Genomic DNA, 26,786 nt, shown 5'->3' on the forward strand with positions numbered 1-26,786 from the left:
AAAGTGTCCGAACAACGCTTTCATCGGACGAGCGTGATCTCCGCTTCGTGACCGGATGATGCCGCGAGTCGCGCATCGCAGGTGACCAGAGTCGCGTCGAGAGTCTCCGCCAGAGCCACGTAGGCGGCGTCATATGCCGTCAGGCTTCGGCGCAGCGCCCAGATTCGTCCCAGGAACAGGTCGTGCGGGTACCGTTCAATGGAAAAGGCGCGGAAATCGCTGATTGCCTCGAATCCTCTCGCGTCGTCGAGACGCCCGTTGATCTGGTAGCGGCGAAGCACCTGAGTGACCTCGAGATCGATCAGGTGCGGCGCGTGAAGCGTCTCGTCATCAACGAAGATCAGTGATTCCACCTCCTCTGCCATGGATGTTCGCAGAAGAACTTCGAGAACCGCCGAAGCATCGATGACGATCATCGCTCACGTTCTTCTCGAACTGCCTTCGCAGGAGAGACGTCGGTTTGAACGGTTTCTCTTGCCTGAAGGCGCGCCCGCAGATCGCTCTGGGAAGGTCGATCTGCAGACTTTCGAATCTCCTCGAGAAGGAAATCGGAGAGTGATCTTCCATCCATGGCTGCTCTGGCCTTCAGTTTTCGATGGAGGCGATCAGGAACATTGCGGATCTGAATCATCTTCGACATGCAGAAATTATAATTGCATGTGCTGCACATGTCACGTCGCAACAAAAGGCACGGCCTTTCGGCCGATCAGAGCTCGATCTGCGCCCCGAGCTCGACGACGCGATTCGGAGGGAGCCTGAAGAAATAAGCAGCCGGCAGCGCGTTGCGCGACATCCAGGCGAAAAGCCGCTCGCGCCAGATGGCCATGCCCGGCCGCTTCGTGGCGAGGAGGGTCTCCCTGCCGAGAAAATATGAGGTGTTCTCCGGGGCGAAGCTCACCCCTTCGAGCTGGAGGCTCGCGAGCAGTTCCGGGATGTCGGGATCTTCCATGAACCCGTAACGGGCGGTGATCGCGAAGATCCCCTGGCCGTGATCCACGATTTCCGCCCGATTCTCCGGCTCGACGTACGGGACTTCCTCGGTCTGAATCGCGAGCAGGACGACTCTCTCGTGGAGGATCTTGTTGTGCTTGATGTTGTGAAGGAGACTCGGCGGAGTGGAACCGGCGCGCCTGAACATGAAGACCGCGGTTCCCGGAACTCGCGTCAGAGGCATCTTCGCGAGAGACTGCAGGAAGAGATCGAAGGGGAGAGAATCCTCACGGAGACGGTCGTCGAGAATTCCACGGCCGCGTTTCCATGTCGTCATCGCGACGAAACAGAGAGCTGCGACGACCAGCGGAAACCAGCCTCCCTGTGGCACCTTGTAGATGTTCGCACCCCAGAATGCGAGGTCGACGATCAGGAAAACGGCTGCCATGCCGATAACGAGCCCGCGTCTCCACTTCCAGCGCATGGCGGCGACGACCGCGAAGAGGATCGTCGTGAGAACCATGTCGCTCGATACCGCGACGCCGTATGCAGCCGCCAGGTTACTCGAGCTCCGGAATCCGAATACCAAACCGATGCAGGCAACCATCAGCACCCAGTTGACGAACGGGATGTATACCTGGCCTATCTCTCTCTCCGAGGTGTGCTCGATGCGGAGCCGGGGCATGTATCCGAGCTGGACGGCCTGCCGCGTCAGCGAAAAGGACCCGGAGATCACGGCCTGTGACGCGATCACGGTGGCGGCGGTTGCAATGATCACGAGAGGGTAGAGAGCCCACTCCGGAGCCATGTTGTAAAAGGGGTTGACCGCCGCGGCCGGATCGCGCAGGAGAAGAGCTCCCTGCCCGAAGTAGTTGATCACGAGCGCCGGAAGGACGAACGTGAACCACGTCAGCCGGATCGGGCGAGTGCCGAAATGTCCGATGTCCGCGTAGAGCGCCTCGCCACCGGTTGCGACGAGAAAGACGGCGCCGAGGATCAGGAAGCCCTTCCATCCGTTGAGCACGAAGAACTGAAACCCGTACCAGGGATTGATTGCCGCGATGATCTCGGGATGGTGGACGATCTGGGAGGCACCGAGGACGATCAGAGTCGTGAACCATACGAAGGTGACGGGACCGAAGATCGCGCCGATCCCCGCGGTTCCTCGTTTCTGAGCGAGAAAAAGCACGATGAGAATCGCGACTGTGATCGGAATGACCCAGGGAGTGAAGAATGGGGTGGCGACCTCGAGACCCTCGATCGCGGAAAGTACGGAGATCGCCGGGGTGATCATCCCGTCGCCGTAGAGCAGCGAGGCGCCGAAAAGTCCCATCATCACGAGGATGATTCGCCGTGTGCGCGTGGTCTGGTCCATCTTCGCGGGGCGGATCAGCGACATCAGCGCGATGATGCCTCCCTCGCCGCGGTTGTCCGCCCTGAGAACGAAGATCAGATACTTGATCGAAATGACGATGACCAGCGCCCAGAGGATCAGCGACAGAACGCCGAAGATGTTCGCCTCGGTCGTGGGAATCGCAAGCGGACCGTGGAAACACTCGCGCACCGCGTAGAGAGGACTCGTGCCGATGTCGCCGTATACGATCCCGAGGGCGCCAATCGAGAGGAGCAGCAGATATTTACCGCGCGGCTTTTCGTCTCCGTGAGCCAGAATGTTCCCCTGTCCGAAATCCCCGTCGAATGCTGTCCGGATTCGCTCTCGTCTCCGGAGCCGGTGGCCCCCGATCGGCGAGTCATCATAACAGAGAGGTTTTTTCGGTCGAGTGAGCCCGGTCGGCCCCCGAACGGTCTCAACGACGATGCTTTACCGTATCGGCTTCACTCCGAGACATCAGACTGGCCGCCGTCATAGACCGCGGCGATTCGACGCGCGAGCTCGATCGGTTCACCCTCGTTGCGATTCGTCAGAACGATGACCGTCAGTCTGCGACCCGGATCTCGAAAAATCGCGGTGCGGAAGCCCCGGGTCTCGCCGGTATGCCATTGCGTTCGGTTCTCGAGACGCCAGCCGAATCCATAGCTCACACCGCTTCGATCGGTCGCCGTTGCGGGTGTGAAGGCGAGCTGCTGGAACGTCGCTCCCAGCAGGCTGCCGGTGGTGAGAGCAGCGTCCCACTTCGCGAGATCGTCAATCGACGAATAGATTCCGCCATCACCGAGCACCGCGCTGGTGAGGCTCTGATCGTCGAGCTTCCACACCTCGCCGTCGCGGCTGTAACCGTATGCACGGTCCGAAACCGTCGAGATGCCGCGCTCGAATGCCACGGAGCCGTTCATTTCGAGAGGCTGGAAGATGCGCTCACGAAGGAACGTCGCGAACGGCTTGCCGGAAACCTCCTCGACGACGAGCGCGAGAAGCGCATAGCCGGAGTTGCTGTACCGATACGCTGAGCCCGGAGGAAAGTATGTTTTCTCCACGCTCTCGAGGAGCTTCAGAACGTCGACGTCCCGGAGCTGCCGGGTGGTGTTGGCGGGAATGAGATCCTCGTAGTCGACGAGTCCGGACGTGTGCGTCAGAAGATGGTGGATCGTGACGGGCTCGACCGACGGAGGAAGTGAAGGGAGCCAGACGCGAATGCCGTCAGCGAGATCGAGTACCCCGTCCCTTGCGAGCATGAGGATCGCGGCCGCCGTGAACTGCTTGGTGACCGAGGCGAGGCGGTAGTTCGTGCCGGAGTGCGCAGCATCGCGCTTTTCGAGGTTGGCATAGCCCCAGGATTCGCGGAGAACGGGGTCGCCGTCTCGGAGTACTAGAACTGACGCGCCCGGAACTTCGCCCGAATACGCTCTCATGACGTCGTCGATTTGATGCGCCAGGTCGTCACCTCCACTCGCGCAACCGAAAAATACGAGAAACAGGGTCCACAGCGTCGTCGATCGTCGCACGGAAAAGATTCTACGGCGAGAGCTCGCCGCGATCCCGAATGAGACGTCCGCGAACGCCCGCCCAGTAGGTGAAGTAATAACCGAGGACGACGGCTCCGAAAGCGAGAGACGTCGAGACACCGGCCGCAGCGAGCCATGACTCATCACTCGTGGTACCCCACGCGTGCCATCCCCGGTAAAAACCGTAGGTGATCCGAGTGACGACGACGATCGAGATCATGAGGATCAGCACCCGGTTCGGAGTGTAGTAGACGGTCTCCGGGGTCGCCTCCCACCGGGTGAGTGCGAGCCCGAGCAGACCGAGCAGCCCCCCCACCGCGAGCCCGATCAGCGAATAGGAAAATGCTCGCGGCGCGGAAATACCGATGATTGCCGCGGAGGTGAGGAACATCGCGATCGAGATCGCAATGCTGACGAGGTTGACGCTCGCCACCCATTTTCGCGCCCGCCTTCGGCTGGTCCCGCGCCGGAATCGCTGCACGAGCGAGAACGGAATGCTGAGGAGCAGTAACAGAAACAGCGCGAACAGGGCGAGGATGGCGGCGAGAAGAGGCACGCGGATGGGAGTGTAACCCCTGCAGGGCGCGGTTCAGAGCGGGGTTCCGGGTAGGCGACGACCGCGGGATCCGTCGGCCAGAACCGCCGAGTTGGGCGGGCCTGGAGAAGCCCTACCGAGCTCCGGGTCGTTCGTCCCCGCTTCGTCCCGGCAGGTCGTATGATGGCACCGTGGAAATGAAAGCTTTCGGACGCGACCGGCTCGAGATCGGCGACGATGGTGTCTTTCATCTGACTTGCCTCCACGCCAAACCGGGGTGGGTGGCTCGAAGGGTTGCAGACGGAGTCCGCCGGGACTTTCCGGGCACCTGCATCCGATGGCATGACCAGTATTACGAGATCCGTGCGATCGAGCAGATGCCGGCAGGAGTGAGATACGCGCTGACGCCGTGGAGCGACGCTCACACGATGCGGACGATTCTCGACTACGACGATGCGAGCGAACTACAGCGAGAAGCCGACCGGAAGGCGGAAAGAACGCGGAACACGAAGGCTGCCGGTTTCACCCTCGGCTCGATCGTCACCGGTTTTCTCCCCGCCGAGGTCCAGCTCGAGATGGAAAGCGACCTCGGCGTCTCGGGAGCACGCGCGACCCTCATTTCGGCAATCATTCCTTTCTTCGTCGGAGGCGTGGCGCTGATCGCGTTCATCTCCATCGCGTTCGGCGGAACCGCGTTCAGCTCTCCTCCATTGTTCTATCTGCCCGGGGTGTACTTTTTCTTCGAGTCTCTTGTGCGCGCGGGAGTGGCAATCGCGATGTCCCGGCCGATGGGATCGCTCCCGGTCGTGATCGTCTGGGAGATGGTCGCGGCCCTACGGGGAAAGCGGCCCGTCAGAGCGCCCGAGCCGCGATGGAAAATGGAGATCGACGAAGCGACCATCGATCGCGATGCTTACATTCAGAGAGAGCCCTTTCTCGCCTTGCTCTCCCCGAGAGAACAGCTCGCGCTTGCCGATCGTTACGGATTCGACTGGCAGGCGAAGGGAAGATCGAGCGCACTCTTCCTGCTCGTGTTTGCGGTGTTCGTCATCGTGGTGACCCTCGTACGACTCATGTCGAAGGCCATGGTTTTCAGCGACGTGGTGACGCTGATGGTGATGGGATATCTGATCTGGGAGCAGCTCGTTCGATTTCAGCGGCTTGCCGCGGGACATCCCGCAGGAAGCGTGTTCGGATTCCTGGTTCGTCTCTTTTCGCGCCGCTTGGTGCGCTGAAAGCGACGATTCAACGCTGTAATGAGCTCTTCATGCACTCTATGGGACAACTCATCAACACTGAGTGCGGCGGCGAAGTTCGCCCGGAGTGACTTTCGAGGCGGCGCGGAGTGCTCGCGTGAGATGAGCCTGATCGAAGAAGCCGCAGTCGTGTGCGATTTTCGCGATCGGCTCGTTCGTCTCGAGGAGAAGACGCTCGGCTTCGAGCAGACGCCGCCTTCGAATCTCTTCGCCGACCGATCGTCCGACCCACCTCCGGAACCCGGCGCTCAGGGTGGAGCGCCCCACTCCGGCCTGATCGGCGACTGTCTCCAGGCTGATTCGGCGGGCGTACGAGCGATCGATGAAAGCAACCGCCTCGGAAATCCATGGCGGAGGATCGTTCCGATGACCGAACCGGGAGAGCTTGATCGAAAGGAGGATCGCCAGCGATTCCAGTGCCGGGTGGAAACCGGGCTCGCCGTACTTCAGCTCGGCTTCGAGCTCGAAGCGAAGACTTCGAAGCCACAATGCCGGGAAGGGTGAGGGCTCGATCCGGGAGAGCTCGGGAAACCGCCCGGGAGCGAACGAAACGAGCAGTGCCAGCACTTCAACGTCAGACCGAAACTCGTTCTCGTGAGGGAGCGAGGGCGGTCGGAAAAGACTCGATCCGGGTCCAAGGCGGATGTCACGGCCATACCATCGCTCCACATAGTGCCCTTCGAGTATGAAGCACACCTGAGCCGAATCGTGCGCGTGCTCCGAAAGCCGGAGACCGCGAGGCATCGACACTTCGCCGACGCCGAGATCGTTGAGATCGTGCCATCGCAGCGTCGTTCCGAAACTATGATCTCCGGTCTGTTCCATCCTGCTGGAAGCGTCAACTGAATTCGTCGTTCACAACTTTCCCTCCGCCGTGAGAAGGAGGACTTTCCCGGCCGATCGTACAAAGGGCTCCGACGCCCGTCCAATCAACCGTCTGGTGTGGCGCCTATACTGGATGTGATCCTCCGGTCAGGAGAGGCGAAGATGAAAAACCGGATTGTTAATTTTCTCGTCGGAGTGGGTGCGATGCTGGGTGGCTATCACGTGATCGTCGCGCTGACGATTCTCGGGTTCAACGGATGGCTCGAGGGTCGGAACCTCTACGGCGGAGGCGGAGCGCTTCTCCTGAAGGGGACTCTCGTGGCGGTGGTCGCGGGTCTCGCGGGAGGTATGGCGGCGGGGCTGATCGGCTGGCGGTGGCCGGTGGTCGCGGCGTCGCTCGTTCTCCTGCCGCTCGCTCTCGACACGACCTACGTGCTGTTCATCGCGGAACGAAGCAGTCCTCTCTGGTTTGAAGCGATGGGGAGTCTCGCCCTGATGCTCTTCACCGTCGGAGGCGGGGTGATCATCGGACTTCTGAAGTCGCGCCTCGGCAGGGAAGAGAAGGCTCTCAGTCCGGCGTAACCTCGATTTTTCCGCGCTCAGTCGGATTCAGGGGTGACGTAGATACCCGAGGGAGCACGGACGGGACGGCCCTGCTCGGTGATCTCGATCGCCCGCCAGGAAGGAAGAGCCGGATTCGGCGAATAGACGACGAGGGCCTGCTTGCGGAGATCGTCGGCGATCTGTTCGAGAATTTCGGGGAGGTTGTCGAGCGAGTTGAGCCGGAACGATTTCGCGCCCGTGGCCCGGCTGAAATCGAGAAGTTTCTGCTGGGTCATCGAGCCGGACTCGGACGAACGTGCCCGCTCGCCGGAGTCGGAAAATGCGAGCACGTACACCGGGGCGCCGCTGCGGCGCGCGACTTCCTCGACGACGTCGAGGCCGAAGACGCTTCCGTTGTCGATCCCGTCGCTGAGGACGACGAGCGCCCGGCGGGAGCCCGTCGAGCGGACGGCGAGGAGTGCTCCGATCATCGCGTCGTGAAGGACGGTCGCACCACCCGAACTGAGCGAGAGAATCGTCCGCTCGATTCTACCCCGGTCGGAAACGGGCCACAGAACGCGAGAGCTCGACCGGAACGGCACGACCATGACGCGATCGCGCGAATCGAGATTCTTCTCCACGAACTGCAGCGCCGCTTCCTGAACGTCGAGGATGTGTTCGTTCATGCTCGCCGATGCATCGAGAAGCAGTGCGATCAGAAGCGGCGAGTCGTGAGAGGGGACGATCCGGTTGACAGGCCGAGTCTCGCCGTTTTCGCGTAGTGTGATGGCCGATGGGTCGGTCCGCTCGAGGTAGGCGGGTACCTCGACGAGATGCCGACCGGCCTGCAGCGGCCGATCCGCATAGTTGACGATCCGCACGTCCTCGGTGATGGTACCGTCGGTGAGGCGGAGCTCTGCTCGGAGATAGCCTTGTTCTCCTTGTGGAATCGTGAGCGTCGTGCGAAACGGAGGGGAGTCGAAGCGGGCGACCGGCCGGCCGTTCCATTCGACCGTCACCCGTTCGATTTCCTGCCCGGCCCCGGCGCGTACCATGACATCCACGTCGACCGGGCCCGAGAGTGTCGTCTCGACGGGAGAAACGATTCTGATCCACGGCGAATCGTTCCGATCGTTGACGACTACGACATCCCGCTGGATCACATCTCCTTTCCTGTTGGAAGAAACGATCTCGAGCACGTGCCGGTCGGGCACTTCCCCGAAATCGACCGATGCGGTGAAAGGGGGCGACGTAGCGGTACCGACGAGCTTTCCGTCCAGCGAGTACTCGACCCGCGCCGTTTGCGGGTGAGGTTGTTCGGGTGCGATTGCGTGACGTCCGAAAACGATCCCGTCGGGATCTTCGAGGCCGGCGATTGCAGAGGGAAGATTGCGGGATCTCCGTAGTGCTTCTTCCGCTCGGGAAGTTTCGGCCGGCCTACGAGCGAACCGGAGTGCCCGCTCGAACGAGACGGCAGCCCCCGCGGGCTCCTCTCCGAGAAGCATCTCTCCGATCGCCATCAACGTCTCGTACCGGACGGCGTCGGATGCACCCTCGCGAGCGAGATATTCGAGCCGCCTGAGCGATCCGTCGAGACCGGTGGCTTCCGATGCGAGCACGTGAAGATGAACCTCTGCAAGCTGGCTGGTTTCCGCCGGCGCGTCCTCTCGGATCGATTCGAGAAGCTCGATCCCCCGGTCGCGATCTCCGAGTGTGATCAGCGCAAGCGCCATCTCGAGCTCCGATCGCTGGGAGTCCGCCGGCGCGCGAGCATGCATCTCCAGCAGGTGCGGGGTCGCATCGATCACGCGATTCAGAATATCGGCGAGGCGGGCGCCGTCCGGAATCCCGTGCCATCGATGAACGAGCCGGCCCCCCGGGTCATGAACCGTGATGTGCGGAATGTCGCGGTCATCAAAGATCGTCGTCGTGAAAACCATGTGGCGCAGACGTCTCCCGATCGACGGATGCAGGGCTGTCTTCGCAAAACGCTCACAGCGGTCGGCCCCACGTGCGCCCGCGCAATCCGCCGGGCGATGAAAGACGACGATCGGCTTTGCAGTTCTCGTCGCTGCTGCGATGAGCTCTTCACCGATGTGAATGTCCTGCGCTGCCTGAGCCGAGGCCGACGGCGTGACGGCGAGGAGCATGACGATCAGAGGGATTTCGGAAAACCGCCGCAGCGACGAAAAGGTCGCGGGACGCGCGTGATTGAATCGGCTCACGAATACCTGAACAGGAAGAGTGGCCCCAGCGTTTCGTCGTGGCTGAAATGTGACCAGCGCATGCGCGCGACTGCGCGAATCTCAGGAGGAGACTCGTGCGACGAGCTTCCCGAATGGCCCTTCGATACGCTCGGCCATGACCGAGTATCCGGCGGCGTTCGGATGAATCTCGTCGCTCTTGAGCGAAGGGTTGCTGAGTATTCCGTCGAGCAGATCAGGGACGAACAGGCAGCCTTCGTCATCGGCAATCCGTTCGTACATCGCTCCATAGTTCGCGCTGATGCTCGGAAACTGGAAGCCGAGCAGGACGACCGCGGCACCCCGTTCCTGAATTCTGCGGATGATCGTTCGGAGGTTCTCTTCAGTCGTCGCGATCGGTACACTCCGCAGATAGTCGTTGCCGCCGAGGCCGATGATGACGATTCCGGGGTCCTGCGAGAGAACATCCTCTTCGATCCGCGCGAGCGCCGACTCGGTCGTATCGCCGCTGACGCCGGCGTTGATGATGGGGACTCCGGTGATTGCGGACAGCTTCGTCGGATAGTCGCCGCCCGGTCCGGCGCCGTAACCGGCCGTCAGCGAATCTCCGAAAGCGATGATGGACGTCCCCGACGTATCGAGATTTCGCACGCCGGAAAGCGAAGACGGCCAGAGGAGGAACGCGATGACCAGGACCGCAGCAATCGACGCGATCGCAACGGGTCGTCTGTACCACGGCGTCTCCGTCGGACGTACAGGTCGTGATCGAACCGCGCTCATCGGTTCTCGGCGACGATTACGCTCCGGTCGATGCGTTGATTCGCGCGGACGGAGGCTTCTGAATCCTCTGAAAGATCGGTCGCTCCATTCTTCAGGCGGGCCCGAAAGATCTCGACGGCGGGCTCGCCCCCGGGCACGGTGAGTGCGAGCCAGAGAAATCCATCGGCGACAGTCGCCCGGGGGAATCCGGATGTACGGCCTGCGTCGGTCGACCGGATGACGCGAGAGGGCCCCGGCGCGCCGCGGCTCGTCACGGACCGGGCCATGATCGCTGCGCCTTTTCCGTTTTCCTCGAGCCAGGTCACGACGGCCTCGTCGTCGGAGATCATTTCGACGTCGACGCGACCGAGGGGGCTTCTCTCGTCCACGCGGATCGGATCTCCGAACGTGCGGCCTCCGTCGGCCGAGAACGCAACGTTCACGCGCGGATCGCCATCCGCCTCGGTGTACCATGCAACTGCGAGCGCGTTCTCGCTGGCCGAGACCTGCGGACCGTTGACCGGGCACGCGTTGATGGTCCATCCGTCGTCGAAGAAGATCGCTTCGCTGACGGAGCCGCCACGTTCCACTCGGGCCACGGCGATGTCGCGAACCTCCTCGTCGGAGCGGTCTCGCCAGGCGATCACGCTCGTGTCCCCGGTGATCGCCATTCCCGTAGTGCAGCATTCACACGTTCGCTCGTCGATGACTCTGGATTCGCGGACGGTTCCGTCGGGATCGACTCTTGCCCAGCGGATCGTCATGTCCCCTCCACCGTGACCGTGGCCTCCGCTTCCCATCTCGCGACCGTCGAGCCAGGTGACGGCGATGCCACCGTCCGGATGAGGAGACATCGACGCGAAGCCGTGCTCGGTGGGGGTGCCGTCATCATGTAGGACGAATGGTTCGGACCAGGTTTCGCCCCCATCTCCGGAGACTGACATCGTCACATCGTAGGCGTAGGTGGCTGGTGCCGACTTCTGCAGCCAGTGAGCGTAGAGGGTGCCGGAATCGTCGGCGATGAGGGATGGGAAGTCTGCCCAGTTCACGAAGAGGTCGGAGCGTTCGACGATCGTGATGGGATCGCTCCATCCGGTGGCGGAACCGTACCGCGCGAAGCGCACTCTGGCCGAGTCCTCGGAGCGTTCGATCCAGCTGAGAAGAGCCTGTCCGTCTGAAGAGGAGAAGTTCGGCGCCATTGAGCCCGGCCCGGCCGGGGAGGCGACCGGTTCGAATGAGATCTCCGTGGGCGGGAGAGTTGCGGAAAGAGACTGCTCCGAGTTGCAGGCAAGGGAGCCGGCCAGAACGAGAAGGACAGCGAAGATTCTCACGGGAGGAGTTTATCAGGCTCGATGTGTCGCCCGGATGGACAACCCCTTACTACCTCGTGGCGCAATGGACGCGTCGACCTCGAACATAGGCGGCGGCGACGGTTCGATCGTCGCCGGCGAAGATGCATCCGGCGAGGAGGTCCTCGATCGATTCGGCGTTCCGGGTGCGCATTGCGAGAAGGTCGGTGGCTTCGAGATCGAGTGCGATGAAATCGGCTTCCTTCCCTGGCTCGAGGCTTCCGGTGACGTCGTCGAGATCGAGGAGCCGGGCGCCGTCGAGAGTTGCGAAGCGCCAAAGTCGCGCAGGATCGAGCGACCTCCCGCGAACCTGCTGGACCTTGTAGGTGTCGGCCATCGCCGCGAGCATCGACGGAGTCGTTCCGGCTCCGACGTCGGTACCGAGGCCGATCCGGATGCCGGCGGACTCGATTCTGTCGAGAGGGAAGAGGCCGCTACCGAGGTAGAGATTGGAGTTCGGACAGTGAGAGATTCCGGCGCCTCGAGTTGCGATCGTGCGAAGCTCGGAGTCGTTGAGATGGATGCCGTGAGCCAGCACGGTTCTTTTTCGAAGAAGTCCGAAACGGTCGTAGACGTGGGTGTAGTCGATTTCGTCGGGGAAGAGCTCTCGGACGAGATCGAGCTCGGGAAGGCTCTCGGAGATGTGAGTCTGAATCCAGCAGTCGGGAAACTCTCGAGCGAGCGTGCCGGCCGCTTCGAGCAGATCCGGAGTGGAGGTGGGGCCGAAGCGGGGAGTGATGGCGTAACCGATGAGTCCTTCTGCCGCGCCGTGCCATTCTTCGAGCACCGCTCGGCTTCGCGCTATCGATTCTGATGGGGTTTCGAGAAGGGAGTCGGGAGCATTCCGGTCCATCATCGTCTTGCCGATGATTGCCCGGATGCCGGAGTCTGCTGCGGCGCGGAAGAAACGGTGCGTTGCCGCTTCGTGCACGGACGAAAAGAGCATGGCCGTAGTCGTACCGTGGCTCAGGAGAATCGGGAACAGCAGGCGCGCGATCTCCGATGCGTACTCGGGATCGGAGAACTTCGCTTCGGTCGGGAAGGTATGTCGTTCCAGCCATTCGAGGAGGTGGCCTCCGTAGGAACCGATCATCTCGATCTGCGGAGCGTGAAGGTGCGTGTCTATGAAGCCGGGCGAGATGAGGTACCGGGAGGGGAGGTGGTGCACTGGTGCGCCGGTCTCGCTGTCCGGACCATCGCCCCAGGGACCGACCGAGGAGATGCGACCCTGATCGACGGCAATCCGGCCATCCTCGAGCGAGAGGTGAGTGCCGTCGGAAAGGGGGGTGTAGATCCGGCCTCGTATCTGATAGGAGCCGGAGGACGGGAAATGGTTCACGGAGTCTCGACGCTCTCGAGATCGTCCTCTTCGGAGTCGTTCTCCCGGACGAGCTTCTCGAAGGCGTGGGCCTGCTGGCGGCGATCCGCGTCATCAGGCTTTGGAGTGGTATCCGCCTGCGGTTCATCAATCGAGGACGAGAGCTGGGCGGATGACTCCTCGACACCGCGCATGAACTCACTCTCGTCGGGTAGTTCGCTCTGCGTGCGTGAGGCGCGTGCAGTCCGGGCCTCGGCGATTTTCTCCGCGCGGGAGAAATCGTCGTTCCAGCAGAGAATTGTCGGTGCGAGCTTCAGGTAGAGCTCGCCCGTGGCCCGTACGTCCTCGAGGCAGTAGTCTGCGATTTCGCGGTGCATCCCACTGCGGTACATCGTTTCCACCGAGCGTCCGTCCATTCCTTCGGTTTTCGAGCTGTCGACACCGAAAGTCTTGCAGGCGAGGTCGAGATTGAACCGCATCTGCCTCGAGTAGACCGTTCCCATGAAGTTGAGCGCTTCGCGAAGGTCGCAGTTGGGGTGATAGCTGTAGCGTCGGCCGATCAGATCCCGACGTGGAATCACTCCGTTGACGGCGGAGCGAATCATCAGGAAGGGGCCGTCGAACTGGCGGCCGTTGAAGGTGATGAATCGATCCACCGGGGCGAAGAACTCCCAGAACTTTTCGAGGATCTGCTTCTCGGTTCCGGTGATGTAGGTGCGGTCGTCCTCTTTCCACATCTGAATCTCGCGACGTCCGGGCATTTCGATCAGTGCCGCGCGCCGACCGTCGTCGACGTTGAGGACGCCGATGACGGCAATCCGACCCGTGAATGGAGAGAGAGCTCCTCTTCGCTTTTCTTCTTCCGCCTCGGCTTCACCCATTCCCTTGATCAGGTATTCGCGAACGTACGTATCGTGCTCTTCCCAGGGGATACCGACCGTTTCGATGTCGATCACGAGCCGCTTCATGGTCAATTCTCGGCGTCCGTGATGCTGTCGCGTCTGGCTCCGCGGTTTTTCCGGTACTTCTCGAGCCGCTTGTTGAGGTTGTGAAGATCGTAGGTCATTCGCATGACGGTGCGACGCAGCTTGTACTTGATGCGGCGGAAGCTCGAAAAGTCGTCGTTCCGGAGCGTCGGGAGAAAGCCGTGCAGTTCGCGCATTCGCGTGCGGAGCTTCTCGATGTCCTTGTCGCGGATGTTGAGCATCACCTCTTCGCCGTCGATGAACAGAGGCTCTACACCGCTGATCAGATCATCGAACCAGCGCCAGACCTCGACGACATTGACGCGACGACCGCGGTCCACGATTCGTGTCTCCAGCAGATCCTGCTTGAAGTATCCGAAGAGTCTCTCGTCGGAGACCTGCTTGAACTCGTCTTCGGTCAGATTGCGGTTGTTCCACGCGCCGAAGTGAAGCAGGTCGTTGCGTACGGCACGAAAATGCCGGATGACTTCGGCGAGCTCGTCGCGGTCCAGATCCGCCAGCGAAACCGCCTCGGTCGTCTCCTCGACCGTCATTGCGGACGGAGCAGCGCCCTGTTCGATCGTCGCAGTCTCTTCAGTCGGTTCCTGTACTTCCGAATCCACCGTCACCTCTCAGTGTATCGTCCAGCTCGGCGACGAGCCGGATCTCGAGTCGGGCAAGCTCTGCGAAAACGAGCTGGGCGATGCGATCGCCCCGCCGAATCGTGAAATCCGAATCGCCGTGGTTGATGAGTATCACCTTGATCTCTCCGCGGTAATCGGAGTCGATTGTACCGGGAGCGTTGAGAACGGTAACCCCGTGGCTCACAGCGAGACCGCTCCTGGGACGAACCTGACCTTCGAACCCGGCGGGTAGCGCGATCGCTATTCCTGTGGGAACGAGCGCCCGGGCGCCCGATGAAAGTACGAGCGGTTCGTCAATCGCCGCCCGAAGGTCGTAACCTGAGGCGAGCTCGGATCCTTTCGCCGGATGCGGGAGGTCATTCGCGAAACTCCTCACCGAAACGGTCGCTGCGGTCATGGTGTGTCTCTCCCGGTGATCGGCATGAAGACGGGATCGCCGCTCAGGTTGTCGACCACGGATGCCCACCCGACCACCGAACCGTCTCCCGAAACCTTGGTCAGAACCACGTAACCTCCCGGAGTCGTCCTGCAACCCATCGAAGGGAGTGAGACCTGTCTCTGCTCGCGGGGAGCCAGGCCGAACCGGGCGGTGCAGAGCATCGCCCCTCTCTCTCCGAAGACGGTGACGTCGAACACCGCGAATCCGTCACCGATCTCGACGAGCCCCACGTTCGTCCGGAAATGGTCGCTCTGTTCCACGCCGATCGCCACGCCCGACTGGCCGAGCTCGGTGATCCCATCCCCGGTTGCGACGCTTGCGACATTCTGTCCGAAGCTGCCGTTTCCACGGTCATTCCACGTTCTGCTCGAGACGATTGCGCTTCCGGGTGTGATCTCGAGGTGGCCGCCGCCGGACGCCCCGAACCAGCTTTCCACCACGTCCATGACGAACGCCGACGAGTACGGACCGAGAGTCCCCTCCACCCTTCCGGATACGGCCCCCGAGACTCCCCGATACCGAATCGACAGCTCGAGCGGCTCGTCGAGAGGATTCGAAAGATAGAGATCGCTTCGCCACTTGGAGCCGCCGGCCCCGTCGAGATGTGCCACGACCGGAATGATCTTCGAGTCCGTCGCCTCCGCTCGCGCTGCGGGGAGGTAGATCGGATCGCCCGTCCGGTTGTCGATGATCGAAGCGTACGCGGCCAGACTTCCCTCCCCGGACTCGTATCGAAGCCGCGCCATTCCTGCTTCGTATTCGTTTGCCAGCCCGCGGGTCGACACCTGACGATGCTCCCATGGACGAAATGACAGCGACATCGTTCCGAGCAGGTCGCCATCGGCTCCGACGACCTCGAGCGTCATCGTCACTGGCTGCCCCGACGTTTCAGTGAAGCCGACGTTGGACCGGAACTCGAGCGTCTCGCGCAGACCCGGGATGAACAGAACGGGATCGGCGCTGCCGAGGGTCGGTGCCCGATAGGTCGGGATCGATTGGCCGAACGTTCCGAGGGGCGAATCGTTGTAGGTTCGACTGGTCGCCGTGAGCACGTTCTGCGGACCCCGAATGTCGAGAGAACAGGCTCCCTCGAATCCGAAAATCGTCTTTGCCACGTCGCGAAGAGTGAGCGTCTGAGCCGGCTCGATGAACAGGCGTGTGATCATCGCAGATTCATCCCCGTTCGTGCCGGCCGGGGTGAGGATGAGGAAGATGTGCTGAGGAGAGTTGGTGAGATTCCTCAGCGTCAGATCGGTGATCCAATGAGTCGAGTTCGCGCCCGGACTGTGACCCGCGGCGGGAATCAGCGCGATTCGCGGACCGCTTTCCCGCCTCGAGACGGGGGCCTGGCCCTGGTGGGTAGCGAATGCGAGATTCCATCCGTGAAGGATGCCCGTCTGGGAGCTCTCCGAGTGAATCAGCAGGGTCCACTCCCCCTGAAGCTCGTGTCCGTCGAGCGAACCGAGTGGCTCCGAGGAGGGAATGTCGAGTCCGAACGTCCGGACCAGCGATGAACCGGAGAGCGATCCTCTTCTCGCCAGCAGAACCCGGGTGTCGTCGGGCGCAATGATGGAGATTTCCAGATCCCTGAGGTCCGGATGATCCAGCCGGATGGAAACTCTCGTGTCCCGAACGCTTCCCCGAAGCGGCACCCAGTGGGTGGACCGAATCGAGCCAGTCCCCGGCATGAGGGTACCTGCGGCAGGAAAAACCGTGTGAGCACCCTTCCATGGCCGGTGGCAGCGCGAGACCTCGACGCCCCGTGAGAGGAGCGCTCCGCACAGCATGATCCGGGTCGCTCCGTCGTACATCGCATCGTCGGCGTCGATCAATCCGTCTGCGGCATTCTGGAGGGTCGGCATGAAGGGGATGCCGACCATCCCTTCGAGTACCAGCATGTCGGCCCGACGCTTTCCTTCATTCTCTCCATGAAGGCGGGAGAGGCCGAGAAAGAGCTCTCGAAGCGTCGAGGACCACAGCCGCCCGTTCTGATGTTCGGTTCCGGCGTGACCGCTGCGGTCGAGCTCGTCGAGGACGACACTCGCATCCGTTCGGCGCAGGCAGTCGGCGTCTGCCGGATATGAGCAACCCGAGGAGGCTCCGAGTCCGCAGCGTGCGTCCCAGTCGCCGATGCATGCCGGGTCTCGTCCATTCGATACGCTCTCGGCCAATCCCTCGCTGAATGCCCAGTAATCCGAGAAGCCCTCGGAGATTGCCCGCGCATCCGAGGCGGACGTTCCGAAGAGAATCGAAGGGGCGATCCCGTCGTGGATCGCATGCCCCAGCTCGTGATAGATGATGTCGGGATCCTCGGCGTCGTCGACACCCCCGTCGCCGAAGACGAGCACCGGCCCGGTCGTCCGCTTGGTGTAAAACGAATTGTCGCTTCCGTTGCCACCATGAGCGTCGACCGTAATGCTGGTGTTGACGATCTGGTTCGTGCCGGTATACCCGAGAGATTCGAGATATGCGAGCGAGCGGTCGATGTGCCACACCGCCATCACCTCCTCGAATCGGGGATCGCTTCGATCGAAGATCAGATCGGGGGAGGCAGGATCGACGCCCAGGGTCGCCGGGGCATCGAGATCGGCGATCGCGACGCGGGAGGTCGCCAGGGACGAGCTCGCTTCGTCAATCTCCAGCGAATTCTCCTCGTACGCGGCGGCGGGCACGGCCGCCGCGGCATCGTTCTCGTCGCGCAGTTCCGCATTGTTGAGCTTGGTCACCGGATTCGAGCGGAAAATGGAAACCTCACGGCTCGAGTGGAACCAGAGAGGGATTCGGAGAACGAGTGAACCGTCGGCGTCGTAATAGTGAAGCGCCTCTTTGAGCGGCGATTCCTCGATCCGCAGTTCGAGAGCCCGGATCACCCCATCGTCGGTGACCAGGAGCACCTCGCGTGCAGGAGCTACGTTCGCGCCGTGGCCGGAGCGGAGGGCGGAGCGGCGTATCGGCGGCGGCGCGGCGAGAGCCTTCCGGAGCTCGTCGATCCTCGCGATCCGGGCGTCGAACCCGGTGACCTCGTCGCCCGAAAGCCGAAGGACAGCGCCCGTCCCGACGATCTCGAGTCCATCCGCGATCTGAACGAACCGCCGCGCTTCGGTGAGTCGTCCGCGCTGGCGGCTGGTTTCCTCGAGCTCAGCCCCCGTCTCCGCACGCAGCATCGCGAGAACGGATTCGGGTGAAGGTGGATTGACCGCTGGGGAGAACCTGCCGTCGACGCGGAGGACGGCAGCTTCGCTGCGGATGCGAAGCTTCTCCGCAGGATCGCCCATGTCGTCACGGGCGAGCGCGGGGGTCACGGCCAGGGCCAGCGCCGCAAAGAGGAAGTTGAGCCGAACTCTCATAGAGCGCCATTGCTAACGACGGACATGGCGCAATGTTTCCCGGGAAGGGGGCGGTGGCGTGCGAGAATTGGACGGTGAACGACTCTTTCGAGACCCTCGAATCGGAAACCCGTGCTTCGATCAGGGTGAAGCGGTCGGAGTTCATCGGAATCGCGTTTCCCGTGACGAGCGAGGTCGAATTTCGTGGACGGCTCGACGATCTCCGGAAGGAGATGCATTCGGCGCGACATCACTGCTGGGCGTTCGAGGTTTCGGAGGATGGGGTCGAGCTCGCGCGCAGCTCGGATGATGGTGAACCGGCGGGCAGCGCGGGCCGCCCGATCGCGTCTGCCATCGAGGGATCGGGATTGCGCAACGTTGGCTGTGTCGTTGCGCGGTGGTTCGGCGGAGTGAAGCTCGGAACGGGCGGGCTCGGTCGCGCGTACCGCGAAGCCGCGGCGGAAGCGCTCGATCTCGGGCCTCGTAAGACGATCATTGCGTACAGTCGGATCCGGGTCGACGCTCCCTTCGAGATGCTCAATGAGCTGTATCGCATGGTCGATCCGCCCGACGTTGTTCTGGTGCACGAGCAGTTCGGACCGGAAGGGAACCGGTTCGACCTCGATATCCGGAAGGGGAGGGTCGAGCAGATGACTCGAATGCTCGAGGAGAGAATGCTCCGATGGATGCAAACCGGTTGAAATGAAACGCGGGCTGTTTCGAATATAGACTCTCGAAATGAAGCGCTCCCTTCTGATTCTCTCGCTGCTGCTCACGTTCTCGTGCTCGACCACGCCGGCCGTCGTCGCCGCCCCTCCGTCTTCACCGGAGTTCTCGGCGGATCGGATCGAGGCGGATATCCGCTTTCTGGCCGACGATCTGCTCGAAGGGCGGGATACGGGAAGTCGCGGACACGAGATTGCGGCGCGATACGTCGCGGCTGAGTTTGCGAAGATGGGGATCGAGCCGGCGGGTGACGATGGATGGTTCCAGCGCGTTCCCTTCGTTCGCGCGACCGCAACGGATGTCTCGTTCGAGCTGAGAAGTGCCGAAGGTGTGATCACGATGACGCCCGCAGAGGATTTCAGCGTGGTCCCGAGTGCGTCGCGGCCCGAGCTCAACGTCGCGGGTCCCATCGTGTTCGCGGGCTACGGCGTCATCGAGCCGGATCAGGACTGGAACGACTACGAGGGACTCGACGTCGATGGCGCGATCGTTCTGGTGATTCGCAACGCCCCTGAATCGTTTCCTTCGACGCTCCGCGCGGTGAATGCGAGCACACTCCGGAAGCTCGAGCTCGCGAGTGAGCGCGGCGCCGTCGGCATGATCGAGGTCACTGCAAGAACCCGTGACGGAGATTCGTCGACGCGGAGGCCGCGTTCGCTCGGCTGGCCATCGGTCCGGTGGGTCGAGCCCACCGGTAGAGTTCACGATGAGGAAGGCCTTCCCGCCCGGATCCGTCTGAGCGACGACGGCGCGGCCAAACTGTTCGAGGCCGCCGGCCGGGATTTCGACGATCTCGTCGTTGATGTCGAAGAAGGTAAAGTCGCCGGATATCCGCTCGGCATCTCCGGACAGCTTTCGATCACCAGTGAGATCGAGGGATTCGCGAGCCCCAACGTGCTCGGGATGGTGCGCGGAACGAAATGGCCGGGCGAATCGCTGATCTACCTCGCGCATCTCGATCACGTCGGCATCCGCGAGTCCGAAGACGACGAGGACCACATCTACAACGGCGCGTACGACAATGCATCGGGAGTTGCGTCGATGCTCGAGGTCGCAAGGGCATTTGCGGAGAGCGAGGAGCGTCCGGAGCGTTCGATCGTTTTCGCAGCGGTGACGGGCGAAGAGAAGGGCCTGCTCGGTGCCGATTATCTGGCGATCAACCCGACCGATCCGATCGGTGAGCCGATCGCTGCGATCTCGATCGACATGTTCCTGATGCTGTATCCGCTGCACGACGTCGTCGGCTTCGGAGCCGAGCACTCGACGCTGGGGACGGCGTTGGATCGCGCCGCCGAGTCGATGGGGATCGTCACGAGTCCGGACTACGCTCCGGAGCAGACGCTATTCGTCCGAACCGACCACTACCCCTTTGTACGGCAGGGTGTTCCGGGACTCTTTCTCGTGCACGGTGTGCAGGATGGAACTCCGGAGACCGGGCGCGAGGCGATGACCGAATGGCTGCGCACCCATTACCATCGTCCTTCCGATGATCTGAACCAGGAGATCGACTTCGATGCCGGAGCCCGGTTCGCGGAGCTGAACTACAGGCTCGGACTCGAGATCGCCAACGCCCCCGACCGCCCTCGATGGAACGAGGGTGACTGGTTCGGCGAGCATTACGGAACGATGAAGAGTGAAGAGTGAAGAGTGAAGAGTGAAGAAGTGAACTTGGCGACTTAACCTGAGTCCGTCGTTGCTCGGATCGAACACGGCCAGGCGCGCCGGGAGGGCGAAGCTCCTGCTGAGCCGCATCGCCGCATCTCACCAGAAAGCCACCTGAAACCGCCCCGTTCTTGCCCTCCCAATGCACACATTGACGATCAGTGAGTTGAGTTGCCAGGTTCAGAGCCGACCCCGGCGCTCCCGAGGTGAGCCTTCGCCGCGGCTCGCGTGAAATGGAGCCTCCGGGAAGCCTCCCAGATCACGATGGCGAAGACGAGCCAGGTCACGCCCGCTGCGAGACCGGCGGCTACATCCGTCAACCAGTGAACCCCGAGATAGATGCGCGATGACGAGATCGCGAGGATGGAAGAGATTCCTGCGGCGAGGCTGAACGTTTTCGCAGCCCGGGAGTGCGACAGTCTCAGAATGGCCCAGACGATCGAACCGATGACGATCATCGATCCCATCGTGTGGCCGGATGGAAATGAATAACCTGGAGCGTCACTGAGGGCAACCGCGAGATCCGGCCGGTCGCGCTTGAACCATTCTTTGAGAAGCACATTGAGCAGAGCGCCTCCGAGCGAGCTGGCCGCCACGAAGAACGCGAGATCCCGCCGTTTCCGGAAGAGGCAGAACACTGCCATTCCCGCAGCGATGATTCCGAGCCCCCCCGGTTGACTGACCGTCGTCACGAAAAGAACGAAGAGCAGCATCGTGTCGCGCCGATGCTCGACCGCCCAGGCCCTCGCATTTTCGTCGAGCGTGCGGATCGTTTCGCTGTTCGCGGTCACCTCTTCCGCGATGTCGACGAACCAATCCCCGGTGATGAAGACGACAATCGCTCCTGCCAGGAGAAGGAGTCCGAGTTTCAGGTAGGGAGTGCGTGGTTGAAAGCGGGCGGGAAAGAGTTTCGTGAAGAAATCGCGCTCCGATGCTCGCGCCGAAAGCCAGGTGAACAGACGCCGTCCCGAGGCATGAGACACCCGGTAGGCGGCGTAGAAGAGCATCCAGAGAACCAGGATCGAGCCGGCCCAGACGAAAAAGGGGATCGCTTCCATGGTCGCCGGTCCTGCGAAAGCGACGCCGGAGTCTCAGAGCGGGAGCGGGGTTCGCGCGCGGAGCCATCGCTTCCACTCCCCCGCGGCGAAGAAGAGCGAAACGCCAAACCCGAGGACGAAGAGAAGAACGAATGCGACGCATGCCCAGGCTCCGATCGACACGAGCGCGACGAGCGAGAAGAGGAGCCACGCCGACAGCAGCGCCTCTGCCAGTGGAACACGCGGGGCCGTATCGGGGATCACGGTCGAAGAGCCACCGCGCTTCGGTGTCCGGTGGAAAACACCACCCGTCGACGTCAGTCCGGCGATTACCGCGGCGGAGTTGGACGCCGACAGACCGATTCCGAAGAGCATGACCAGGAACAGCTCGCCGACGGAGAGCTGCTTCCCCTGCGATCGCGAGGCTCCCGTCCGGTAGAAGGCGAAGAGCGAGGCCGTCGAGGTGACAAGCAGCGCCGCGTCGAACGCCAGGAAAGTTGTCATCCCGGCCTCCCACCGCAACATGACGGCCGGAACGATGAGAGCGCTGAGAAGAATCGTGAGGGGCCAGGCTGAATTGTTCGTCAGATGCAGCGCCGCTTCCACCCGCGTGCGCACCGGGAGGCGGGATGCGATGATCGACGGGAGAAGCTTGCGGCCGGTCTGAATCGAACCTTTCGCCCATCGGAACTGCTGAACCTGGAATGTCGTGAGTGTCTCGGGGAGCTCGGCGGGAGCGACCATCTCGTTCAGATAGACGAACTTCCAGCCCGCTCTCTGCGAGCGATACGACAAATCGAGATCTTCCGTGACCGTGTCCGCGGACCAGCCCCCCGCAGACTCGATCGCCCGGCGCTTCCACACGCCCGCCGTTCCGTTGAAGTTGAAAAAGCAGCCGGAGAAGCAGCGGGCCGCACTCTCGATGGCGAAATGGGAGTCCAGATAGCGCGACTGGATCCGGGTGAGAAGCGAATGCCCCGCGTTGAGATGGCCCCAGCGAACCTGCACCATCCCGACTTCGTCGCGAGCGCAGAGGTGCGGGATCGTCCTGAGAAGAAAGTCGGGTGGCGGGACGAAGTCGGCGTCGAAAACAGCAATATGGTCGTCGTAGGTCTGCTCGAGTCCTTCGCGCAGCGCGCCCGCCTTGTATCCCGCGCGGTTGTCGCGACGAATGTGCATCAGCCTCATCAAGGCTGGCGGCTCGATGGACGCGAGCGCCTTCCGGATGATCCGAGTCGTATGATCGGTCGAGTCGTCGAGGATCTGTACTGTGACGCGAGCGGGATAACGGATCGCTGCCACCGCTTCGATGAGCCGTGCAGCGACCGCAGGCTCGTTGTAGAGCGGAAGCTGGATCGTCACGGGAGGATACGATGCGGGGTCCGGCACCACCGGATCCCCGGGAGAATGACGCGCCAGGGTCCGCACGAGAACAATCCGATGAACCGCGAAGACCGTCAGGAGGATGAGAGCTCCGTAATAAGTCGTGAGGACGACCAGAGACATCATCGGATGCTTCTCCGTCTCGCCGGCATCACCGTCCTGATCTTCATCGTCGTCACTCCCGAGCTCACGGTGCTGCTCGGTAAGCCCTTCTACGTGGTTTCACTCTTCATTTCTTCCATCCTCTGGCTGATCGTTTTCGCCGGGGGTCAAGCGAAGCCTGTCCGCTGGATGTTCGTAGCCGCGATCCTGGCTCGCTTTGCGGCCTTCGATGCCGCGCCGGTTCTCTCCGATGACGTCTGGAGATATCTGTGGGACGGAAAGGTCGTCGCGGAAGGGCTCGATCCGTACGCCCGGGCGCCGTCCTCGTTGGAATTGCGGGAGTTGCGCGAATCCTGGCACGACCGGATCAACCATCCGGACGTCCGCTCGATCTATCCACCATACGCACAGCTCTCGTTTTTGATTGCGCACCTGTTCGGGGGAGGCCTTCTCTCATGGCGGCTGATGCTCTTCGCGTCCGATCTGGGCATTCTCTTTCTCCTCGCGCGCATCGATCCGCGCGCATCGTATGCATGGGCGCTCTGTCCGATCGTCGTATGGGAGGGGGTCTGGAACCTTCATCTCGATTTGCTTGCCGCGCTGTTCGTCGTCATTGCATGGGCGTCGATGCGCCGGCGTTCCGGAATGGGTGCCGGGGCAGCGCTCGGAGTCGCTGCGGGACTCAAGGTCACACCGCTCGCAATGGCTCCCTCGCTCTTCCTCGCCGCGAAAAACCGGGCTCGGTTCCTCCTCGGTGCGGCGATCGTGCTCGTCGTGGCTGCTGCGCCTTTCGCCGTTTCGGGAAGGTTCATGCCCGGAATGCGCGAGTTCGCGATCAACTGGTCGTTCAACTCTCCCCTCTACGAAATGCTGACCTCGTTTTTCCGCGGCGTTGATGCGACGGCGGGGCTGAAGATGCTCTGGGGACGCGTCGCGCCGGCGCTGATCTCGAGTGCCGCGGTCGAGGCGGGCTACAGCTGGATTCATCCCGGGATGATGGCGAGAGCGACGCTCGCGGTAGTGGGAGTCGTGATCGCGACGCTCCTTCTCAGATGGGTTCCGCCGGCTCGCTCGGCGGCAGCGGTGTTCGCGATTCTCCTCCTCTGCTCGCCGACCATCCATCCGTGGTACTGGCTTCCGGTGCTTCCGATCGCGATTCTGGCGGGTCAAAGGTGGGTCTCCGCACTGGCGCTCTTTTCCGGAGCTTCTTATCTGCTGTATGCGGGTGTTCAGCCGTGGATCGTGATGGTCCTGGCCTATGGAGCCCCGATGTTGATCTTCGCGGGAGCCCGGTTGCGTGACGAGTCGCGCGGCCACGAGCGATCGCCTGACGATCGTCTCTCGTCACGGTGAGCCCTTCTGATTCAAAAGCGGCGCGGGGATGCGCCGCACTCCAAAGGCATGGGGCGATCCGGCCACCCTCGCGGCCGCGAAGCTCGAAGGACCGTTTCGAGCTTGCTGAATCAAGCCTCATCACCGGGAGGGCGAGCCTCTGGCGAGCCGCGAGCTGGCGGGATCAAACATCACCCAGCGTTCCTCCTGGTTACGGGATATGGGCGATCCCGACGATCTTCAGCGTACGTTTCATTCGCGCGGATTCTGTCACGAGGAGATTTCCGGAAGGCGGCATTGCGTCTGGAGATGGCCGGGCGATTGCGCTGTACACCAGAGGTTGTTGCGTTGCGAAAGGAGAACGAGATGCTACAAGTAATTGAGAATCAGATAGTTGCTATTGGTCTGCTCGGAGCTCTTTCACTCGCGCCGGTGTACGCGCAATCGGACGAGCGTCCTGTTCAGGGGACGGAGGGAACGGTCATCGGCGAACGCGTGACGGGTCAGGCAGAGCTTCGTACGAGCCCGGACCGAGGGGATCTGGAAGGTGTGGTCCTCTCGGTCAATCCGAACGGTGATGATTTCGTCCTGCGCACCAACGGAACCGACGTTCTGGTGGATGCCAGAGGCGGAGTCAAAGCGTGGTATCAGGGACGGGCGTACCGGATTCGTGATCTCGAACGGGGCGACGTCGTCGACGTTCATCTCTATTCGACTTCTTCACGCGATTACTTCCGGGCCCGCTCGGTCGACGTTCTGCGCAGCGTCTCTCATGATCGATACGGCAACGACCGATATCGCGACGACCGATATCGCGACGGCCGATATCGCGACCACCGGTATCCGCGCTACAGCGATCGGTACGATCAGGGTTACCGCGACGACTGGAGGAGAAGAGAGCTCGCGCAGCGGGTTTCGTTCGACGGCCGTGTCGTCTTCGTGAGACGTGACCTCGACCTGATCAGAGTCCGGACGCAGCGAGGGCGGAATCTGAACGTCGATCTGTCCCGGTTGTCGAATCGGTCATACCGCAAGCTGAAGGTGGGCGACTACCTGGTCGTGAGCGGATATCTCATGAATGGATCGATGGTGGCGACGGATCTCGATGTCCGGAGGGTGCGAGGCCGGTAAGGTGGAGCCGGGGGAGTGGCGACGCCGCCCCCCCGACCTCCGGGTCACTCCTCTTCGCTTCCCTTCTCGATCTGCTCCTCGGGGGGTTCCGCGACCAGCTCTGCGGAGCGGACGACGTCGGTGATCAGCCGTGACCCACGAGTCCAGCTGATGTAAGCCCAGGCCCAGCCGATCAGAACGAGGATGCGGTTGCGAAAGCCGATCAGCGTCGCGATGTGCACCGCGAGCCACACGATCCAGGCAGGGAAGCCATCGAAGGAGAACTTTCCGATTTTAGCGACCGCCGCGGCTCTCCCGATCGTGGCGAGCATCCCCTTGTCCCGGTAGGTGAACTTTTCCGGCTGTTCTCCTCGCGACGCTCTTTCAATGTTCGCGGCGGCATGCCGGCCCTCCTGAATGGCAGCGGGGGCGACGCCGGGGACGGTCTCTCCGTCGTGCTCGACTCGAGCGAGGTCGCCGACCACGAAGACTCTCGGGTCGCCGGGGATGTTCAGCGTTTCGGTGACGACGACGCGCCCTGCCTTGTCGAGCTCGGTGTCGAGCGAACGGGCGAGCGAGGATGCTCTGACGCCTGCTGCCCAGAGCACCGTCCGCGTGTGGATCACCCCGCCGCCCTCGAGAACGACCCGGTCTTCCCGGATGTCGTTCACTGGAATCCCGGTCATCACTTCCACACCGATCTTCTCGAGCTGACGCTTCGCGCTGGCGGAGAGCTTTTCATCGTATTGAGGAAGGACATGGGGGGTTGCCTCGACGAGAATCACGCGTGTGTCCGCCCGCTCGATTGTTCTGAAGTCGCGAATGATCGTATGGCGGGCGATCTCGGAGAGCGAGCCGGCGAGCTCGACTCCGGTCGGCCCGGCACCGACGATGACGAAGGTAAGAAACTCCGACCGCTTCCACTCGTCGGTCTCCTGCTCTGCGGCTTCGAAAGCCAGAAGGATCCGTCTCCGGATCTCGACGGCATCCTCGACCGTCTTGAGCCCTGGAGAAATTCGCGCCCATTCGTCGTGACCGAAGTAGGAGTGAGTGGCTCCCGTGGCAACGATGAGGTAGTCGTAGTCGACCGAGCCACCGGCGTACACGACCCGTCTGTTGGTGCGATCGATCGAGGTGACGTCCCCCAGAACGACGCGGACGTTCTTCTGATCGCGAAGAATCGATCGAATCGGTGAAGCGATGTCGGCGGGATTGAGTGCCGCGGTGGCTACCTGGTAGAGCAGCGGCTGGAAAGTATGATGATTCTTCCGGTCGATGAGAGTCACCGACAGCCCGGAATCTTCGAGCTGCCTCGCTGCGTAGAGGCCGCCGAAGCCGGCGCCGACGATGACGACGTCAGCTTTCGCTCGCTCCCTTCGATCGGTCATGAGAACCCATCATACCGGTGACTCGGGAGTCGGTCCTGCCGGGGGACTT

Annotated in this window: 22 protein-coding genes; 6 read left to right on the forward strand and 16 right to left on the reverse strand. The window is 62.3% G+C overall.

Annotated features, from left to right (window positions below):
* Positions 1-20: 20 nt before the first annotated feature.
* The 4 genes from KY459_00450 to KY459_00465 form a co-directional block, all read right to left on the reverse strand.
* Positions 21-416, reverse strand: coding sequence for a type II toxin-antitoxin system VapC family toxin (locus tag KY459_00450; GenBank protein MBW3563177.1), 396 nt, complete (start codon positions 414-416; stop codon positions 21-23).
* A gap of 290 nt (positions 417-706) precedes the next feature.
* A complete protein-coding gene (locus tag KY459_00455; GenBank protein MBW3563178.1) occupies positions 707-2,563 on the reverse strand; it encodes a potassium transporter Kup in 1,857 nt (618 codons plus the stop codon).
* Positions 2,564-2,766: 203 nt separating this feature from the next.
* A complete protein-coding gene (locus tag KY459_00460; GenBank protein ID MBW3563179.1) occupies positions 2,767-3,741 on the reverse strand; it encodes a beta-lactamase family protein in 975 nt (324 codons plus the stop codon).
* Positions 3,742-3,844: 103 nt separating this feature from the next.
* Complete coding sequence (locus KY459_00465) at positions 3,845-4,390, reverse strand: DUF1453 domain-containing protein (GenBank protein ID MBW3563180.1); 546 nt, start codon at positions 4,388-4,390, stop codon at positions 3,845-3,847.
* Between the two features lie 176 nt (positions 4,391-4,566).
* On the opposite strand from KY459_00465, the gene KY459_00470 reads away from it, so the two are divergent.
* Positions 4,567-5,604: a hypothetical protein gene (locus KY459_00470; protein ID MBW3563181.1), complete on the forward strand. Its 1,038-nt coding sequence runs from the start codon at positions 4,567-4,569 to the stop codon at positions 5,602-5,604.
* A gap of 54 nt (positions 5,605-5,658) precedes the next feature.
* Here the strand turns inward: KY459_00470 and KY459_00475 are convergent, their stop codons facing one another.
* Positions 5,659-6,450 carry an AraC family transcriptional regulator gene (locus KY459_00475; GenBank protein MBW3563182.1) on the reverse strand — a complete coding sequence of 264 codons (792 nt, stop codon included), beginning with the start codon at positions 6,448-6,450 and terminating at the stop codon, positions 5,659-5,661.
* A 162-nt stretch (positions 6,451-6,612) separates the two neighbouring features.
* On the opposite strand from KY459_00475, the gene KY459_00480 reads away from it, so the two are divergent.
* The gene (locus KY459_00480) at positions 6,613-7,032 is read left to right on the forward strand and encodes a hypothetical protein (GenBank protein ID MBW3563183.1); all 420 of its coding nucleotides are present in this window, start codon (positions 6,613-6,615) and stop codon (positions 7,030-7,032) included.
* Between the two features lie 17 nt (positions 7,033-7,049).
* Here KY459_00480 and KY459_00485 read toward each other — a convergent pair whose 3' ends face one another.
* The 8 genes from KY459_00485 to KY459_00520 form a co-directional block, all read right to left on the reverse strand.
* Positions 7,050-9,218, reverse strand: a complete 2,169-nt coding sequence (locus tag KY459_00485) for a VWA domain-containing protein (protein MBW3563184.1) — start codon at positions 9,216-9,218, stop codon at positions 7,050-7,052.
* An 81-nt stretch (positions 9,219-9,299) separates the two neighbouring features.
* Complete coding sequence (locus KY459_00490) at positions 9,300-9,977, reverse strand: arylesterase (protein MBW3563185.1); 678 nt, start codon at positions 9,975-9,977, stop codon at positions 9,300-9,302.
* Positions 9,974-11,287: a glycoside hydrolase gene (locus tag KY459_00495; protein MBW3563186.1), complete on the reverse strand. Its 1,314-nt coding sequence runs from the start codon at positions 11,285-11,287 to the stop codon at positions 9,974-9,976. The genes KY459_00490 and KY459_00495 overlap by 4 nt, the downstream gene beginning before the upstream one ends.
* 49 nt (positions 11,288-11,336) lie before the next feature.
* Positions 11,337-12,644, reverse strand: a complete 1,308-nt coding sequence (gene guaD, locus KY459_00500; protein MBW3563187.1) for a guanine deaminase — start codon at positions 12,642-12,644, stop codon at positions 11,337-11,339.
* Positions 12,641-13,591, reverse strand: coding sequence for a ribonuclease H-like domain-containing protein (locus KY459_00505; protein MBW3563188.1), 951 nt, complete (start codon positions 13,589-13,591; stop codon positions 12,641-12,643). The genes guaD and KY459_00505 overlap by 4 nt, the downstream gene beginning before the upstream one ends.
* 2 nt (positions 13,592-13,593) lie before the next feature.
* Positions 13,594-14,211 (reverse strand): hypothetical protein, encoded by a 618-nt coding sequence (locus KY459_00510; protein MBW3563189.1) that lies wholly within the window; start codon positions 14,209-14,211, stop codon positions 13,594-13,596.
* Positions 14,183-14,629, reverse strand: coding sequence for a dUTP diphosphatase (gene dut / locus KY459_00515; GenBank protein ID MBW3563190.1), 447 nt, complete (start codon positions 14,627-14,629; stop codon positions 14,183-14,185). The genes KY459_00510 and dut overlap by 29 nt, the downstream gene beginning before the upstream one ends.
* Positions 14,626-18,018, reverse strand: coding sequence for a M36 family metallopeptidase (locus tag KY459_00520; GenBank protein MBW3563191.1), 3,393 nt, complete (start codon positions 18,016-18,018; stop codon positions 14,626-14,628). Before KY459_00520 ends, dut begins: the two co-directional genes overlap by 4 nt.
* 74 nt (positions 18,019-18,092) lie before the next feature.
* On the opposite strand from KY459_00520, the gene KY459_00525 reads away from it, so the two are divergent.
* Positions 18,093-18,698 carry a YigZ family protein gene (locus KY459_00525; protein MBW3563192.1) on the forward strand — a complete coding sequence of 202 codons (606 nt, stop codon included), beginning with the start codon at positions 18,093-18,095 and terminating at the stop codon, positions 18,696-18,698.
* Positions 18,699-18,735: 37 nt separating this feature from the next.
* Positions 18,736-20,367: a M20/M25/M40 family metallo-hydrolase gene (locus KY459_00530; protein MBW3563193.1), complete on the forward strand. Its 1,632-nt coding sequence runs from the start codon at positions 18,736-18,738 to the stop codon at positions 20,365-20,367.
* Between the two features lie 176 nt (positions 20,368-20,543).
* Here the strand turns inward: KY459_00530 and KY459_00535 are convergent, their stop codons facing one another.
* Both KY459_00535 and KY459_00540 read right to left on the reverse strand, forming a co-directional pair.
* On the reverse strand, positions 20,544-21,443 hold the full coding sequence (locus tag KY459_00535) for a phosphatase PAP2 family protein (GenBank protein ID MBW3563194.1): 900 nt from the start codon (positions 21,441-21,443) through the stop codon (positions 20,544-20,546).
* A 33-nt stretch (positions 21,444-21,476) separates the two neighbouring features.
* On the reverse strand, positions 21,477-22,928 hold the full coding sequence (locus KY459_00540) for a glycosyltransferase (GenBank protein ID MBW3563195.1): 1,452 nt from the start codon (positions 22,926-22,928) through the stop codon (positions 21,477-21,479).
* Between the two features lie 6 nt (positions 22,929-22,934).
* Between KY459_00540 and KY459_00545 the strand changes: the two genes are divergently transcribed.
* Both KY459_00545 and KY459_00550 read left to right on the forward strand, forming a co-directional pair.
* Positions 22,935-24,260: a DUF2029 domain-containing protein gene (locus tag KY459_00545; GenBank protein MBW3563196.1), complete on the forward strand. Its 1,326-nt coding sequence runs from the start codon at positions 22,935-22,937 to the stop codon at positions 24,258-24,260.
* 345 nt (positions 24,261-24,605) lie between these two features.
* Positions 24,606-25,370 carry a hypothetical protein gene (locus tag KY459_00550; GenBank protein ID MBW3563197.1) on the forward strand — a complete coding sequence of 255 codons (765 nt, stop codon included), beginning with the start codon at positions 24,606-24,608 and terminating at the stop codon, positions 25,368-25,370.
* A 44-nt stretch (positions 25,371-25,414) separates the two neighbouring features.
* Here KY459_00550 and KY459_00555 read toward each other — a convergent pair whose 3' ends face one another.
* The gene (locus KY459_00555) at positions 25,415-26,737 is read right to left on the reverse strand and encodes an NAD(P)/FAD-dependent oxidoreductase (GenBank protein ID MBW3563198.1); all 1,323 of its coding nucleotides are present in this window, start codon (positions 26,735-26,737) and stop codon (positions 25,415-25,417) included.
* Positions 26,738-26,786: the final 49 nt, after the last annotated feature.

Source organism: Acidobacteriota bacterium, assembly GCA_019347945.1.
GTDB lineage: Bacteria > Acidobacteriota > Thermoanaerobaculia > Gp7-AA8 > JAHWKK01 > JAHWKK01.

Coding starts and splice junctions, on each gene's coding strand:
- KY459_00450 (MBW3563177.1), bottom strand. CDS start 416: ATGATCGTCATCGATGCTTCGGCGGTTCTCGAAGTTCTTCTGCGAACA.
- KY459_00460 (MBW3563179.1), bottom strand. CDS start 3,741: ATGAGAGCGTATTCGGGCGAAGTTCCGGGCGCGTCAGTTCTAGTACTC.
- KY459_00470 (MBW3563181.1), top strand. CDS start 4,567: ATGAAAGCTTTCGGACGCGACCGGCTCGAGATCGGCGACGATGGTGTC.
- KY459_00475 (MBW3563182.1), bottom strand. CDS start 6,450: ATGGAACAGACCGGAGATCATAGTTTCGGAACGACGCTGCGATGGCAC.
- KY459_00480 (MBW3563183.1), top strand. CDS start 6,613: ATGAAAAACCGGATTGTTAATTTTCTCGTCGGAGTGGGTGCGATGCTG.
- KY459_00490 (MBW3563185.1), bottom strand. CDS start 9,977: ATGAGCGCGGTTCGATCACGACCTGTACGTCCGACGGAGACGCCGTGG.
- KY459_00505 (MBW3563188.1), bottom strand. CDS start 13,591: ATGAAGCGGCTCGTGATCGACATCGAAACGGTCGGTATCCCCTGGGAA.
- dut (MBW3563190.1), bottom strand. CDS start 14,629: ATGACCGCAGCGACCGTTTCGGTGAGGAGTTTCGCGAATGACCTCCCG.
- KY459_00520 (MBW3563191.1), bottom strand. CDS start 18,018: ATGAGAGTTCGGCTCAACTTCCTCTTTGCGGCGCTGGCCCTGGCCGTG.
- KY459_00530 (MBW3563193.1), top strand. CDS start 18,736: ATGAAGCGCTCCCTTCTGATTCTCTCGCTGCTGCTCACGTTCTCGTGC.
- KY459_00535 (MBW3563194.1), bottom strand. CDS start 21,443: ATGGAAGCGATCCCCTTTTTCGTCTGGGCCGGCTCGATCCTGGTTCTC.
- KY459_00540 (MBW3563195.1), bottom strand. CDS start 22,928: ATGTCTCTGGTCGTCCTCACGACTTATTACGGAGCTCTCATCCTCCTG.
- KY459_00545 (MBW3563196.1), top strand. CDS start 22,935: ATGCTTCTCCGTCTCGCCGGCATCACCGTCCTGATCTTCATCGTCGTC.
- KY459_00550 (MBW3563197.1), top strand. CDS start 24,606: ATGCTACAAGTAATTGAGAATCAGATAGTTGCTATTGGTCTGCTCGGA.
- KY459_00555 (MBW3563198.1), bottom strand. CDS start 26,737: ATGACCGATCGAAGGGAGCGAGCGAAAGCTGACGTCGTCATCGTCGGC.